At 64.1% G+C, this 15,599-nt stretch carries 11 protein-coding genes and 1 tRNA gene; all 12 read left to right on the top strand.

Annotated elements, in window-relative coordinates; translation table 11 throughout:
* The first annotated feature begins 4 nt into the window (after window positions 1–4).
* A complete protein-coding gene (tuf, locus tag BP68_RS15190) occupies window positions 5–1,195 on the top strand; it encodes an elongation factor Tu (RefSeq protein WP_496371092.1) in 1,191 nt (396 codons plus the stop codon).
* Window positions 1,196–1,207: 12 nt separating this feature from the next.
* Window positions 1,208–1,283: transfer RNA gene (locus BP68_RS15195), tRNA-Trp, on the top strand.
* Between the two features lie 89 nt (window positions 1,284–1,372).
* A complete protein-coding gene (gene secE, locus BP68_RS15200) occupies window positions 1,373–1,756 on the top strand; it encodes a preprotein translocase subunit SecE (protein WP_496373243.1) in 384 nt (127 codons plus the stop codon).
* Window positions 1,756–2,346: a transcription termination/antitermination protein NusG gene (nusG, locus tag BP68_RS15205; protein WP_496373245.1), complete on the top strand. Its 591-nt coding sequence runs from the start codon at window positions 1,756–1,758 to the stop codon at window positions 2,344–2,346. Before secE ends, nusG begins: the two co-directional genes overlap by 1 nt.
* A gap of 111 nt (window positions 2,347–2,457) precedes the next feature.
* The gene (rplK, locus tag BP68_RS15210) at window positions 2,458–2,889 is read left to right on the top strand and encodes a 50S ribosomal protein L11 (RefSeq protein WP_496373247.1); all 432 of its coding nucleotides are present in this window, start codon (window positions 2,458–2,460) and stop codon (window positions 2,887–2,889) included.
* Window positions 2,890–3,585 (top strand): 50S ribosomal protein L1, encoded by a 696-nt coding sequence (gene rplA / locus BP68_RS15215; protein ID WP_496373249.1) that lies wholly within the window; start codon window positions 2,890–2,892, stop codon window positions 3,583–3,585. It begins immediately after the preceding gene.
* A 231-nt stretch (window positions 3,586–3,816) separates the two neighbouring features.
* Complete coding sequence (rplJ, locus tag BP68_RS15220) at window positions 3,817–4,323, top strand: 50S ribosomal protein L10 (RefSeq protein WP_496373251.1); 507 nt, start codon at window positions 3,817–3,819, stop codon at window positions 4,321–4,323.
* Window positions 4,324–4,372: 49 nt separating this feature from the next.
* Window positions 4,373–4,753, top strand: coding sequence for a 50S ribosomal protein L7/L12 (gene rplL, locus BP68_RS15225; RefSeq protein WP_496373253.1), 381 nt, complete (start codon window positions 4,373–4,375; stop codon window positions 4,751–4,753).
* A gap of 272 nt (window positions 4,754–5,025) precedes the next feature.
* Window positions 5,026–9,150 carry a DNA-directed RNA polymerase subunit beta gene (gene rpoB / locus BP68_RS15230; protein WP_496373255.1) on the top strand — a complete coding sequence of 1,375 codons (4,125 nt, stop codon included), beginning with the start codon at window positions 5,026–5,028 and terminating at the stop codon, window positions 9,148–9,150.
* Window positions 9,151–9,280: 130 nt separating this feature from the next.
* Window positions 9,281–13,510: a DNA-directed RNA polymerase subunit beta' gene (gene rpoC, locus BP68_RS15235; RefSeq protein WP_496373257.1), complete on the top strand. Its 4,230-nt coding sequence runs from the start codon at window positions 9,281–9,283 to the stop codon at window positions 13,508–13,510.
* A 149-nt stretch (window positions 13,511–13,659) separates the two neighbouring features.
* Window positions 13,660–14,214, top strand: coding sequence for a LemA family protein (locus tag BP68_RS15240; protein ID WP_496373259.1), 555 nt, complete (start codon window positions 13,660–13,662; stop codon window positions 14,212–14,214).
* A gap of 2 nt (window positions 14,215–14,216) precedes the next feature.
* A complete protein-coding gene (rsmB, locus tag BP68_RS15245) occupies window positions 14,217–15,590 on the top strand; it encodes a 16S rRNA (cytosine(967)-C(5))-methyltransferase RsmB (RefSeq protein ID WP_496373477.1) in 1,374 nt (457 codons plus the stop codon).
* The last annotated feature ends 9 nt before the right edge of the window (window positions 15,591–15,599 follow it).

The raw sequence follows: 15,599 nt of genomic DNA on the forward strand, positions 1-15,599 counted from the left end.
GAAAATGGCAAAAGGTAAGTTTGAGCGTACCAAGCCCCACGTGAACGTGGGCACGATCGGTCACGTGGACCATGGCAAGACGACGCTGACGGCGGCCATCGCCACGGTGCTGTCCAAGAAGTTCGGCGGCGAAGCCAAGGGCTACGACCAGATCGACAACGCCCCCGAAGAAAAGGCGCGTGGCATCACGATCAACACCTCGCACGTGGAATACGAAACGTCCACTCGCCACTACGCCCACGTGGACTGCCCCGGCCACGCCGACTACGTCAAGAACATGATCACCGGTGCCGCCCAGATGGACGGCGCCATCCTGGTGTGCTCGGCCGCTGACGGCCCGATGCCCCAGACCCGCGAGCACATCCTGCTGGCCCGCCAGGTGGGCGTGCCCTACATCATCGTGTTCCTGAACAAGTGCGACATGGTGGACGACGAGGAACTGCTGGAACTCGTCGAAATGGAAGTGCGCGAACTGCTGGACAAGTACGACTTCCCCGGCGACGACACCCCCATCATCCGCGGCTCGGCCAAGCTGGCCCTGGAAGGCGACCAGTCCGACAAGGGCGAGCCCGCCATCCTGCGCCTGGCTGAGGCACTGGACACCTACATCCCGACGCCCGAGCGCGCCGTGGACGGCGCCTTCCTGATGCCCGTGGAAGACGTGTTCTCCATCTCCGGCCGCGGTACCGTGGTGACCGGCCGCGTCGAGCGCGGCATCATCAAGGTCGGCGAAGAAATCGAAATCGTCGGCATCCGCGACACGCAAAAGACCACCTGCACGGGCGTGGAAATGTTCCGCAAGCTGCTGGACCAGGGCCAGGCTGGCGACAACGTCGGTCTGCTGCTGCGCGGCACCAAGCGCGAAGACGTCGAGCGTGGCCAAGTGCTGTGCAAGCCCGGCTCCATCAAGCCCCACACCCACTTCACGGCTGAGGTGTACGTGCTGAGCAAGGACGAAGGCGGCCGCCACACGCCCTTCTTCAACAACTACCGCCCCCAGTTCTACTTCCGCACCACCGACGTGACCGGCTCCATCGAGCTGCCGGCCGACAAGGAAATGGTGATGCCTGGTGATAACGTGTCGATCACCGTCAAGCTGATCAACCCCATCGCCATGGAAGAAGGCCTGCGCTTCGCCATCCGCGAAGGTGGCCGCACCGTGGGCGCCGGCGTCGTTGCCAAGATCATTGCGTAATCAAAGGATCGAAGGGGTATAGCTCAATTGGCAGAGCGTCGGTCTCCAAAACCGAAGGTTGTAGGTTCGATTCCTACTGCCCCTGCCACTTAATTGTGGTGACAGACAAGCCCGCCAGAGTCTGGCGGGCTTCGGCGTCTTGTGAGGCGTCAGATCGAAAAGGCGAAAATCTCATCTATGGCCACTTCCCAGGTTGAAACGGTTACGACCGGTGCGGACAAGGCAAAGTTGTTCGCTGCGGTGGCGATCGTTCTTGCTTCTATCGCTGGTTTTTATGTGCTGGGTAAGCAGGGTCCCTTGATTCAGTGGGGGGTTCTGCTGCTGGGGCTGTTGCTGGCCGTGGCGATGTTCCTTGTTTCGGAGCATGGGCGCCAATTCATCGGTTTTGCTCGTGATGCATGGCGTGAGGTCAAGAAGGTTGTTTGGCCTACGCGCAAAGAAACGCTGCAGATGACGGGCTACGTGTTCGCATTTGTCGTGGTGATGGCGCTATTCCTCTGGTTCACGGACAAGACCTTGGAATGGGTTCTGTACGACTTGATCTTGGGTTGGAGGAAGTGATGGTGGATGCCGTAGATGCAAGTGGTGCTCAGCCTCCCGTGGATGCTGTGGTGAATCCCGACTTGCGCTGGTACATAGTGCATGCCTATTCCGGAATGGAAAAGGCGGTGGAGCGCAACATTCAGGAGCGCATCGCCCGTGCGGGCATGCAGCAAAAGTTCGGCCGCATTCTTGTCCCGACCGAAGAAGTGGTCGAGATGAAGAACGGGCAGCGCAAAACCACCGAGCGGCGACTGTTTCCCGGTTATGTGTTCGTCGAAATGGTGATGGACGACGACACCTGGCATCTGGTGAAGCACACCAGCAAGGTGACGGGTTTTGTTGGTGGGGTGAAGAACCGCCCCGCACCGATCTCTGAAGAGGAAGTTCAGAAGATCGTGAGCCAGATGCAGCAAGGCACGGACAAGCCTCGCCACAAGATCGAGTTCATGGTGGGAGAGCTGGTGCGCGTCAAGGAAGGCCCCTTCACAGACTTCAATGGTTCTGTGGAAGAGGTCAACTACGAAAAGAGCCGCCTGCGCGTTTCCGTGATGATTTTTGGCCGTTCCACTCCCGTGGAGCTGGAGTTTGGTCAGGTCGAAAAGACCTGAACAACGGAATGATGTTTGCGCTTTTCGACTCGGCGCGATCGAGAACAGAGAGTCGGTAACCCCGGGGAGCCTGGTTGTTGAATCAGGCGTTATGACCCGCAAGGAGCAACTATGGCGAAGAAAATCGTCGGCTTCATCAAGCTGCAAGTGCCAGCTGGTAAGGCCAACCCCTCCCCTCCGATTGGCCCGGCACTGGGTCAGCGCGGCCTCAACATCATGGAGTTCTGCAAGGCATTCAATGCGCAGACCCAGGGCGTTGAGCCAGGACTGCCTCTGCCTGTGGTGATCACGGCATTTGCTGACAAGAGCTTCACTTTTGTCATCAAGACGCCGCCAGCCACCGTGCTGATCAAGAAGGCCATCAAGCTGGACAAGGGCTCCTCCAATGCACTGAGCACGAAGGTCGGCAAGATCACCCGTGCACAGCTGGAAGAGATTGCCAAGACCAAGCTGAAGGACATGAACGCTGCGAGCGTGGATGCTGCCATCCGTACGCTGGCTGGCTCCGCCCGCTCGATGGGCGTGACGGTGGAGGGCCTCTAAATGGCAAAGCTGACCAAGAAGCAAAAGGCCCTGCAGGGCAAGGTCGACAGCACGAAGCTGTATCCGTTCGCCGAGGCCGTGGTCCTGGTGAAGGACGCCGCTACGGCCAAGTTCGACGAATCCATCGACGTGGCCGTTCAGCTGGGCGTGGATGCCAAGAAGTCTGACCAAGTGGTGCGTGGCGCGGTGGTGCTGCCGCACGGCACGGGCAAGACCACCCGCGTTGCGGTGTTCGCACAAGGCGCCAAGGCTGAAGAAGCCAAGGCCGCTGGTGCGGATGTGGTCGGCATGGACGATTTGGCTGCCCAGGTCAAGGCTGGCGACATGCCTTTCGATGTGGTCATCGCTGCACCTGACGCCATGCGCGTGGTGGGTACGCTGGGCCAGATCCTCGGACCGCGTGGCCTGATGCCGAACCCCAAGGTCGGCACGGTGACCCCCGATGTGGCCACGGCCGTGAAGAACGCCAAGGCTGGTCAGGTGCAATTCCGCGTGGACAAGGCCGGCATCATCCACAGCACCATCGGTCGTCGTTCGTTCGACAACGACAAGCTGCAGGGCAACCTGGCGGCACTGGTCGAGGCGCTGAACAAGGCCAAGCCTGCAACCAGCAAGGGCGTCTATCTGCGCAAGGTGGCCGTGTCGTCCACCATGGGCGTGGGCGTGCGGGTGGATACGCAGTCCATCGCGGCTTAATCGCGAGAAATCTTGAGGTGCCCGATAAGGGCGCCTCGTTGGTGGGCTGGTGCAGCAATGCATTAGGCCATCCAAGACCGTTGGTATGCAGGTGGCTGCATTTAAATTCACGGAGCCAACGCAGATGGCGATCCCGCTGCAGATGGAATGCATGTTCCTCAACAGTTGGTCGCTGCAACAAAGAGCGCGCAGAAAGGGGTCTCCCGGACTGCGCAATTTAAGGAGTAGACCTTGAGTCTTAATCGCAGTGAGAAAGAAGCGGTCATCAATGAAGTGACCAGCCTCGCCGCTAAAGCTCAAACGCTCGTGATCGCGGAATACCGTGGCATCACGGTGGCCGACATGACCAAACTGCGCGTCGACGCTCGCAGCAAGGGTGTGAGCCTGAGTGTTCTGAAGAACACCTTGGCCCGCCGTGCTGTGGCTGGCGGCCAGTTTGACGTGGTGGCCGACCAGATGACCGGTCCCCTGATCTATGGCTTCTCCGAAGACGCTGTGGCCGCCGCCAAGGTGGTGGCCGATTTCGCGAAGACCAACGACAAGCTGGTCATTCGCGGTGGCGCTTTCGCGGGCAAGGCCCTGGACGTGAACGGCGTGAAGCAACTGGCCAACATCCCTTCCAAGGAAGTGCTGCTGGCTCAGCTGTGTGGCTTGCTGATGTCGCCTATCTCCCGCACCGCCGTGGTGCTGGGTGCTTTGGCGGCCCAAAAAGGCGAAGGCGAAGCTGCAGCCGCCTGAGGCGGTTTCTGCAATCGTCCCCCTCTCAACCAATTGTTAGGAAATCAAAATGGCATTCGATAAAGACGCATTCTTGACCGCGCTGGACAGCATGACGGTCATGGAACTCAATGACCTGGTGAAGGCCATTGAAGAGAAGTTTGGCGTGAGCGCTGCCGCCATGGCCGCTCCCGCTGCCGGTGGCGCTGCCGGCGGTGGTGCTGCTGCCGCTGAAGAGAAGACCGAGTTCAACGTGGTGCTGACCGACGCCGGCGCCAACAAGGTCTCCGTCATCAAGGCCGTGCGTGAAATCACGGGCCTGGGTCTGAAGGAAGCCAAGGACCTGGTGGACGGCGCTCCCAAGAACGTCAAGGAAGCGCTGGCCAAGGCTGACGCCGAAGCCGCCGTCAAGAAGCTGGTGGAAGCCGGCGCCAAGGCCGAACTCAAGTAATCGACCTTGTCTCCTGGGCTGGGGGTCTTGTGAAAGGCCTCCAGCCTTTGGTGCTTATGGAACATGCTCCAGAGCACACCAGAAAGTGGCCGGCAAGGCTACTTTCTAGTGTCTTCTGATCCAGCCGACAACAGAAGACGCCTTGGTTCGGGTGATGTGCAACGCATCACCGTCCGCCATGGTTGGTAGTGGCCAACCGCCAAGCCTGCAAGGATGCGCCCTTGTGGGGCAGTAGTCGAAGACCTCATTCCATGTCTTTGCCCGGAGATCTCATGGCCCAAACATCCACGTACAGCTATACCGAACGCAAGCGGATCCGCAAGAGCTTCGGTAGCCGTGACAGCGTGCTCAAAGTACCTTATCTGCTGCAGATGCAGCGGGATGCCTATACCGCATTCCTGCAGGCAGATACTCCTGCGCAAAAGCGCAGCATCGAGGGCCTCCAAGCCGCCTTCAACTCCGCGTTCCCCATTGTCTCCCACAATGGTTTTGTGGAAATGAAGTTCGTCGAATACAACCTGGCCAAGCCAGCTTTCGACGTGCGCGAGTGCCAGACCCGCGGACTGACCTTCGCCTCGGCAGTGCGTGCCAAGGTGCAGCTCATCATCTATGACCGCGAGTCTTCGACGGCGCAGTCCAAGGTGGTGAAGGAAGTGAAGGAGCAAGAGGTCTACATGGGCGAGGTGCCCCTGATGACCGACAAGGGCTCGTTCATCATCAACGGTACCGAGCGCGTGATCGTCTCGCAGCTGCACCGCTCCCCCGGCGTGTTCTTCGAGCACGACAAGGGCAAGACCCACAGCTCGGGCAAGCTGCTGTTCTCGGCGCGCATCATCCCCTACCGCGGTTCGTGGCTGGACTTCGAATTCGACCCGAAGGACGTGCTCTATTTCCGCGTGGACCGTCGCCGCAAAATGCCGGTCACGATCCTGCTCAAGGCCATCGGCCTGAATCCCGAGTCGATCCTGGCGAACTTCTTCGTCAATGACAACTTCCGCCTCATGGACAGCGGTGCGCAGATGGAATTCGTCTCCGACCGCCTGCGTGGCGAGGTGGCGCGTTTCGACATCACCGACAAGTCCGGCAAGGTGGTCGTGGCCAAGGACAAGCGCGTCACCGCGCGCCACACCCGCGAGCTGGAGCAGTCTGGCACCACGCACATCAGCGTGCCCGAGGACTTCCTGATCGGCCGCGTCGTGGCGCGCAACATCGTTGACTCCGACACGGGCGAAATCCTGGCCAAGGCCAACGAAGAGCTGACGGAAGCGCTGCTCAAGAAGCTGCGTTCGGCGGGCGTGCAGGACCTGCAGGTCATCTACACCAACGAGCTCGACCAGGGCGCGTACATGTCGCAGACGCTGCGCATCGACGAGACGGTGGACGAGTTCGCCGCCCGCGTCGCCATCTACCGCATGATGCGCCCCGGCGAGCCGCCGACGGAAGACGCCGTGCAGGCCCTGTTCCAGCGTCTGTTCTACAACCCGGACACGTACGACCTGTCGCGCGTGGGCCGCATGAAGTTCAACGCCAAGATCGGCCGCGACGAATCCACCGGCCCCATGGTGCTGTCCAACGAGGACATCCTGGCCGTGGTCAAGATCCTGGTGGATCTGCGCAATGGCAAGGGCGAGGTGGACGACATCGACCACCTGGGCAACCGCCGCGTGCGCTGCGTGGGCGAACTGGCCGAGAACCAGTACCGCACCGGTCTGGCACGTATCGAAAAGGCCGTGAAGGAGCGTCTGGGCCAGGCTGAGCAAGAGCCGCTGATGCCGCACGACCTGATCAACTCCAAGCCGATTTCCGCGGCCCTGAAGGAGTTCTTCGGCGCCTCGCAGCTGTCGCAGTTCATGGACCAGACCAACCCTCTGGCCGAGATCACGCACAAGCGCCGCGTCTCGGCCCTGGGCCCGGGCGGTCTGACCCGCGAGCGTGCCGGCTTCGAAGTGCGCGACGTGCACGTGACCCACTACGGCCGCGTCTGCCCGATCGAAACGCCCGAAGGCCCGAACATCGGCCTGATCAACTCCCTGGCCCTGTACGCGCGCCTGAACGAGTACGGCTTCATCGAGACGCCGTACCGCCGTGTGGCCGACGGCAAGGTGACGATGGAAATCGATTACCTGTCGGCCATCGAGGAGGGCAAGTACATCATCGCCCAGGCCAACGCCACGCTGGACGCCGAAGGCCGCCTGACGGGCGACCTGGTGTCGGCCCGCGAGAAGGGTGAATCGACCCTGGTGTCGGCCGACCGCGTGCAGTACATGGACGTGTCGCCCGCGCAGATCGTGTCGGTGGCCGCATCGCTCGTGCCCTTCCTGGAGCACGACGACGCCAACCGCGCACTGATGGGCGCCAACATGTCGCGCCAGGCCGTGCCCGTTCTGCGCCCGGAAAAGCCCATGGTGGGCACCGGCATCGAGCGCGTGGCTGCCGTCGACTCCGGCACCGTGGTGACCGCCAAGCGCGGCGGCGTGGTGGACTACGTCGACGCCACGCGTATCGTGGTGCGCGTGAACGACGCCGAGGCCGTGGCCGGTGAGGTGGGTGTGGACATCTACAACCTCATCAAGTACCAGCGTTCCAACCAGAACACCAACATCCACCAGCGCCCCATCGTCAAGCGCGGCGACGTGCTGGCCAAGGGTGACGTGGTGGCCGACGGCGCCTCGACCGACCTGGGCGAAATCGCCATCGGCCAGAACATGCTGATCGCGTTCATGCCCTGGAACGGCTACAACTTCGAGGACTCGATCCTGATCAGCGAGCGCGTGGTGGCCGAAGACCGCTACACCTCGATCCACATCGAGGAACTGGTGGTGATGGCCCGCGACACCAAGCTGGGTGCCGAGGAAATCACGCGCGACATCCCGAACCTGTCCGAACAGCAGCTGAACCGCCTGGACGAGTCCGGCATCATCTACGTGGGCGCCGAAGTGCAGCCCGGCGACACGCTGGTCGGCAAGGTCACGCCCAAGGGCGAGACCACGCTGACGCCCGAAGAAAAGCTGCTGCGCGCCATCTTCGGCGAGAAGGCGTCCGACGTGAAGGACACCTCGCTGCGCGTGGACCAGGGCTCGTCGGGCACCGTGATCGACGTGCAGGTCTTCACCCGCGAAGGCATCCAGCGCGACAAGCGCGCCCAGCAGATCATCGACGACGAGCTCAAGCGCTTCCGCCTGGACCTGAACGACCAGCTGCGCATCGTCGAGGCCGACGCCTTCGACCGTATCGAGAAGCTGCTCACCGGCCGCGTGGCCAACGGCGGCCCGCAGAAGCTGGCCAAGGGCACGAAGATCGACAAGGCCTACCTGGCCGGCGTGGAGAAGTTCCACTGGTTCGACATCCGTCCCGCCGAGGACGAGGTGGCCGCCCAGCTCGAGTCCATGAAGAACGCCATGGAGCAAACGCGCCACAGCTTCGACCTGGCCTTCGAGGAAAAGCGCAAGAAGCTCACGCAGGGCGACGAGCTGCCCGCGGGCGTGCTGAAGATGGTCAAGGTCTACCTGGCCGTCAAGCGCCGCCTGCAGCCCGGCGACAAGATGGCCGGCCGCCACGGCAACAAGGGTGTGGTGTCCAAGATCGTTCCGGTCGAAGATATGCCCTACATGGCCGACGGCACGCCTGCCGACATCGTGCTGAACCCGCTGGGCGTGCCCTCGCGCATGAACATCGGCCAGGTGCTGGAAGTCCACCTGGGCTGGGCCGGCAAGGGCCTGGGCCAGCGCATCGGCAACATGCTGCAGGAGCAGGCCAAGGCCGCCGAGATGCGCAAGTTCCTGGAAGAGGTCTACAACTCCCGGGGCCGCCAGGAGGACCTGAGCCAGCTCAGCGACGCCGATGTGATGGCCATGGCGGCCAACCTGACCACCGGCGTGCCCTATGCGTCCCCGGTGTTCGACGGTGCCTCCGAGGAAGAGATCAAGGACATGCTCAAGCTGGCCTATCCGGACGACATCGCCAAGGCCAAGGGCCTGACCGATACGCGCACCCAGGCCTACCTGTTCGACGGCCGCACGGGCGAGCGCTTCGAGCGCCCGACGACCATCGGCTACATGCACTACCTGAAGCTGCACCACTTGGTGGACGACAAGATGCACGCGCGCTCCACGGGCCCGTACTCGCTCGTCACGCAGCAGCCCCTGGGCGGCAAGGCCCAGTTCGGCGGCCAGCGTTTCGGTGAGATGGAAGTGTGGGCGCTGGAGGCCTACGGTGCGGCCTACGTGCTGCAGGAAATGCTGACCGTCAAGTCCGACGACGTGCAGGGACGCACCAAGGTGTACGAGAACATCGTCAAGGGCGAGCACTCGATCGAGGCCGGCATGCCGGAGTCGTTCAATGTGCTGGTCAAGGAAATCCGCTCCCTGGGCCTGGATATCGAGTTGGAACGCTCCTGATCGGGGCCGATTTATAAAAAAGTGAGCTGCTGGCGCTTGCCTGCATTCGGTTTTGATGGGATTTGGCCTGTAGATGGCCGCCCATCAAGCGCCGGCAGCTATGATTTTTGATGAAAAGGGAAAGAGTCACATGAAATCGCTACTCGACCTGTTCAAGCAATTCACGCCGGATGAGCATTTCGATGCCATCAAGATCGGCATGGCATCGCCCGAGAAGATCCGTTCCTGGTCCTTCGGCGAGGTAAAGAAGCCCGAGACCATCAACTACCGCACGTTCAAGCCCGAGCGCGATGGTCTGTTCTGCGCCAAGATCTTCGGCCCGATCAAGGACTACGAGTGCCTGTGCGGCAAGTACAAGCGCCTGAAGCACCGCGGCGTGATCTGCGAGAAGTGCGGCGTGGAAGTCACCCAGACCAAGGTGCGCCGCGAACGCATGGGCCACATCGACCTGGCCGCGCCCTGCGCCCACATCTGGTTCCTGAAGTCCCTGCCGTCGCGCCTGGGCCTGGTGCTGGACATGACGCTGCGCGACATCGAGCGCGTGCTGTACTTCGAAGCCTACGTGGTCACCGACCCCGGCATGACCCCGCTGAAGAAGTTCAGCATCATGAGCGAGGACGACTACGACGCCAAGCGCAAGGAATACGGCGATGAGTTCGTCGCCAAGATGGGCGCCGAGGGCATCAAGGACCTGCTCGAAGCCATCGACATCGAGACCGAGATCGAGCGCCTGCGCGGCGACCTGACGGGCTCCGAAGTCAAGGTGAAGAAGAACGCCAAGCGCCTGAAGGTGCTGGAGGCGTTCAAGAAGTCCGGCATCAAGCCCGAGTGGATGATCCTGGACGTGCTGCCCGTGCTGCCGCCGGACCTGCGTCCGCTGGTGCCGCTGGACGGCGGCCGCTTCGCCACGTCGGACCTGAACGACCTGTACCGCCGCGTCATCAACCGCAACTCGCGTCTGCGTCGCCTGCTGGAGCTGAAGGCTCCCGAGATCATCGCGCGCAACGAAAAGCGCATGCTGCAGGAAGCCGTGGACTCGCTGCTGGACAACGGCCGCCGCGGCAAGGCCATGACGGGCGCCAACAAGCGCGCGCTGAAGTCCCTGGCAGACATGATCAAGGGCAAGAGCGGCCGCTTCCGCCAGAACCTGCTGGGCAAGCGCGTGGACTACTCCGGTCGTTCCGTGATTACCGTGGGCCCGACGCTCAAGCTGCACCAGTGCGGCCTGCCCAAGCTGATGGCGCTGGAGCTGTTCAAGCCCTTCATCTTCTCGCGCCTGGAAGCCATGGGCATCGCCACCACCATCAAGGCGGCGAAGAAGGAAGTGGAAGCCGGCACGCCCGTGGTGTGGGACATCCTGGAAGAGGTCATCAAGGAGCACCCGGTCATGCTGAACCGTGCTCCCACGCTGCACCGTCTGGGCATCCAGGCCTTCGAGCCCATCCTGATCGAAGGCAAGGCCATCCAGCTGCACCCGCTGGTCTGCGCGGCCTTCAACGCCGACTTCGACGGCGACCAGATGGCCGTTCACGTGCCGCTGTCCGTGGAAGCGCAGCTGGAAGCCCGCACGCTGATGCTGGCCTCCAACAACGTGCTGTTCCCGGCCTCGGGCGAACCCTCCATCGTGCCGTCGCAGGACGTGGTGCTGGGCCTGTACCACGCCACCCGCGAGAAGATCAACGGCAAGGGCGAGGGCCTGATCTTCGCCGACACCGGCGAAGTGCAGCGCGCGCTGGACTCCGGCGAGGTGGAGCTGGCCACCAAGATCAACGTGCGCCTGACCGAGTGGACCAAGAACAAGGCCACGGGTGAGTTCGAGCCCGCCACCGCGCTGGTCGAGACCACCGTGGGCCGTGCCCTGCTGTCGGAGATCCTGCCCAAGGGCCTGCCGTTCTCCAACATCAACAAGGCGCTGAAGAAGAAGGAAATCTCCAAGCTCATCAACGTGAGCTTCCGCAAGTGCGGCCTGAAGGAAACCGTGGTGTTTGCCGACAAGCTGCTGCAAAACGGTTTCCGCCTGGCGACGCGCGCCGGCATCTCCATCTGCGTGGACGACATGCTGGTGCCGGAGCAGAAGACCGAGATCATCGGTCGCGCCGAGAAGGAAGTGAAGGAGATCGAGCAGCAGTATGTCTCCGGCCTGGTGACGGCCGGCGAGCGCTACAACAAGGTGGTGGACATCTGGGGCAAGGCCGGTGACGACATCTCCAAGGTCATGATGGACCACCTGAAGAAGGAAAAGACCATCGACCGCCACGGCAACGAGGTGGACCAGGAGTCGTTCAACTCCATCTACATGATGGCCGACTCCGGCGCCCGCGGCTCTGCAGCCCAGATCCGCCAGCTGGCCGGCATGCGTGGCCTGATGGCCAAGCCCGACGGCTCCATCATCGAGACGCCCATTACCGCGAACTTCCGCGAGGGCCTCAACGTGTTGCAGTACTTCATCTCCACGCACGGCGCCCGTAAGGGTCTGGCCGACACGGCGTTGAAGACCGCCAACTCGGGCTACCTCACGCGCCGCCTGGTGGACGTGACGCAGGACCTGGTGGTGACCGAAGACGATTGCGGCACCTCCAACGGCTCGCTGATGCGCGCCATCGTCGAGGGCGGCGAGGTGATCGAGTCGCTGCGCGACCGTATCCTGGGCCGCGTGGCGGCCGAGGAAGTGCTGCACCCCGAGACCCGTGGCGTGCTGGTGCCCGCGGGCCGCATGCTGGACGAGGACACGATCGAGGAGCTGGAAGCCGCCGGCGTGGACGAGGTCAAGGTGCGCACCGCGCTGACCTGCGAAACGCGCTTCGGCCTGTGCGCCAAGTGCTACGGCCGCGACCTGGGCCGCGGCGGCCTGATCAACCTCGGCGAGGCCGTGGGTGTGATTGCCGCCCAGTCCATCGGCGAGCCCGGCACGCAGCTGACCATGCGTACGTTCCACATCGGTGGTGCCGCATCGCGCGCCGCCATCGCGTCGAGCGTGGAGGCCAAGTCCAACGGCATCATCGGCTTCAACGCCACGATGCGCTACGTGACCAACACCAAGGGCGAGCTGGTGGTGATTGCCCGCTCCGGCGAGGTCATCATCCAGGACGAACATGGCCGCGAGCGCGAGCGCCACAAGGTGCCCTACGGTGCCACGCTGACGGTGAAGGCCGACCAGCAGATCAAGGCCGGCACCATCCTGGCCAACTGGGATCCGCTGACGCGCCCGATCATCACGGAATTCGCCGGCCAGGTGAAGTTCGAGAACGTCGAGGAAGGCCTCACGGTGGCCAAGCAGGTGGACGAGGTGACCGGCCTGTCCACGCTGGTGGTGATCGACCCCAAGCGCCGCGGCTCCGCCAAGGTGGTGCGTCCGCAGGTGAAGCTGATCGACGCCAACAACCAGGAAGTGAAGATCCCCGGCACCGACCACTCGGTGACCATCGGCTTCCAGGTGGGCGCCCTGATCCAGGTGCGCGACGGCCAGGACGTGGGCCCCGGCGAGGTGCTGGCGCGTATCCCCGTGGAAGGCCAGAAGACCCGCGACATTACCGGCGGTCTGCCGCGCGTGGCCGAGCTGTTCGAAGCCCGCAGCCCCAAGGACAAGGGCATGCTGGCCGAGATCACCGGCACGGTGTCCTTCGGCAAGGAAACCAAGGGCAAGGTGCGCCTGCAGATCACCGATCCGGACGGCAAGGTCTGGGACGAACTGGTGCCCAAGGAAAAGAACGTGCTGGTCCACGAAGGCCAGGTGGTCAACAAGGGCGAGTCCATCGTCGACGGCCCGGCCGACCCGCAGGACATCCTGCGCCTGTTGGGCATCGAGGAGCTGGCGCGCTACATCGTGGACGAAGTGCAGGACGTGTACCGTCTGCAGGGCGTGAAGATCAACGACAAGCACATCGAGGTGATCGTTCGCCAGATGCTGCGCCGCGTCGTGGTCGAGAACCCGGGCGAGTCCACCTACATCGCCGGCGAACAGGTGGAGCGTTCCGAGATCCTCAACACCAACGAGCGTCTGCAGTCCGAAGGCAAGATCCCCGCCACGTACTCCAACGTGCTGCTGGGCATCACCAAGGCCTCGCTGTCGACCGACTCGTTCATCTCGGCCGCTTCCTTCCAGGAAACGACCCGCGTGCTCACCGAGGCTGCCATCATGGGCAAGCGCGACGAGCTGCGTGGCCTGAAGGAAAACGTCATCGTGGGCCGCCTGATTCCGGCCGGTACCGGCCTGGCCTACCACCAGGCCCGCAAGGCCAAGGACGCCATGGACGAGGCCGAGCGCCGCGCCATCGCCGAAGCCGAGGAGGCCGAACTGGCCGGCATGGGCACCGAGGATGCGGCCGCCGAGATCGACGGCAGCGCCGACACGGCTGACTAAGCCGCCGACAGTCTCGCATCCCGTATGCGGGCACTGAATGCTCCCGGCTTGCCTGTCTGGCGGGCCGGGAGTTTCTTTTTTGTCTTGTTTCAAGTCACCTTGTGGTGGGAGGGGCCGCGCAGCGCGAGCGGGCGGCCCTGGTTGCGATCATGTTGACCACCTGGATTCTTCTGGCGCTGTTCCTGTTCTGGGCGGTGGGCGCCTACAACCGGCTCATCCGCCTGCGGTCGGCGGCCATTCAGGCCTTCGGCGGCCTGGACACGCACATGGTGCGGTGGATCGCCTTGCTGACCGAGTACGAGGCGGCGCGGGGCTCGCCTGATGCCCTCCGTGCCGCGCCGCCGGCCGGCGGGCATGACAACCACGCGGCCCTGTGGGCCGCGGCCACGCAGTTCGGGGCGTCGCTGGCCGTGGCGCGGGCCCGGCCGCTGGATGGCGGCGCGGCCGCGGCGCTGGCCGCCGCCGCGCAGGTGCTGGAAACCGCCTGGCAGAGCGTTCTGCGCGAGGCCGCCCAGGCCAGCGAGGGCGTCGCCCCGCCGGCACTGGCCCCCTGGGTGCAGCGGCGCGAACAGGTGGCGTTGCTGCGCGACCCGGCGCAGCGCTTGTTCAACGAGGCGGTCGTTCAATACAACCAGGCCATCGCACAGTTCCCGGCGAACCTGCTGGCCTGGCTGTTCGGCTTCAAGAAGGCGCAGACGCTGTGAGCATGCCCCCCGTCACCTCTCCGGCCCCCTCGCACGGATCCGCGGCAGCGCTGTGGAAGCTGCTGGACGCCACCGCCACGGCGCTGCAGGCCATATGCGCCGGCCAGTCAGGCACGGCGGCGCTGGACGCCGTGGACGCCCGCTTGCGCCCCGGCGTGCAGGCGCTGCTGTTCCAGGTGCTGCGCAACTTGGGCCGCGCCCAGGCGCTGCGCCGCCAGCTGGCGCCGCGCAACCCGCCGCCGCGCGTGGACGCGCTGCTGTGCACCGCGCTCGCGCTGGCCTGGGACCCTCTGGCCGCGCCCTATGAGCCGTTCACGCTGGTGAACCAGGCGGTGGAGGCGGCCAAGCGCAACCAGGCCACAAAGGCCCAGGCCTCGTTCGTCAATGCCTGCCTGCGGCGCTTTCTGCGTGAGCGCGATGCGCTGGTGGCCGCCACCGAGGGCGATGAGGTTGCCGTCTGGAACCATCCCGCGTGGTGGATCAAGCGCCTGCGGGCCGACCATCCCGGGCAGTGGCAGCAGATCCTGCAGGCCAACAACGCGCCCGCTCCCATGGTGCTGCGGGCTTCCAAGTTAAAAAGCACTCCAGCGCTTTACCAGAGAGCGTTGGCAGCTATGAATATTGAAGCGAGCCTGGTCGGTGACGGCGGGGTGGCCCTGCACCGCCCCGTGCCGGTCGGGCAGCTGCCAGGGTTTGGCGAGGGCGTGGTGTCGGTGCAGGACGCGGCCGCGCAGATGGCGGCGCCGCTGCTGCTCGACGGGCTGGATGCACAGCAGCCCTTGCGTCTGCTGGACGCCTGCGCGGCGCCCGGCGGCAAGACGGCGCACCTGCTGGAATGGGCGGCCGCGCTGCGGGCGCCGTGGCAGGTGACGGCGCTGGAGGTGGACGCGCAGCGCGCCGGGCGCATCCACGACAACCTGGGCCGCCTGGGGCTTGCGGCCCAGGTGCTCGTGGCCGACGCCGGCGCGCCCCAGGACTGGTGGCAGCAGGACTGCGACGGCGAGCCGTTCGACGCCATCTTGCTGGATGCGCCCTGCACGGCATCGGGCATCGTGCGCCGCCACCCGGACGTGCGCTGGCTGCGCCGCGACAGCGACGTGGCGCAGCTGGCCGCGCTGCAGGCGCGTCTGCTGGCTGCGCTGTGGCCGCTGCTGCGGCCGGGCGGACGCATGCTGTACTGCACCTGTTCGGTGTTCCGCGCCGAGGGGGAGGCGCAGATCCAGGCGTTTCTTGCACACAACACCGATGCGCATTTGCTGCCGTCGCCGGGCCATTTATTCCCGGGCAGCCCGGACAAGCGCGAGGTACTCCGGGACAATGGGCCGGGTGAGCACGACGGTTTCTTTTACGCATTGTTGCAAAAAGCCGCCGCCTGAGCGGGGCGC

The sequence above is a fragment of the Diaphorobacter oryzae DSM 22780 genome, from assembly GCF_059568935.1.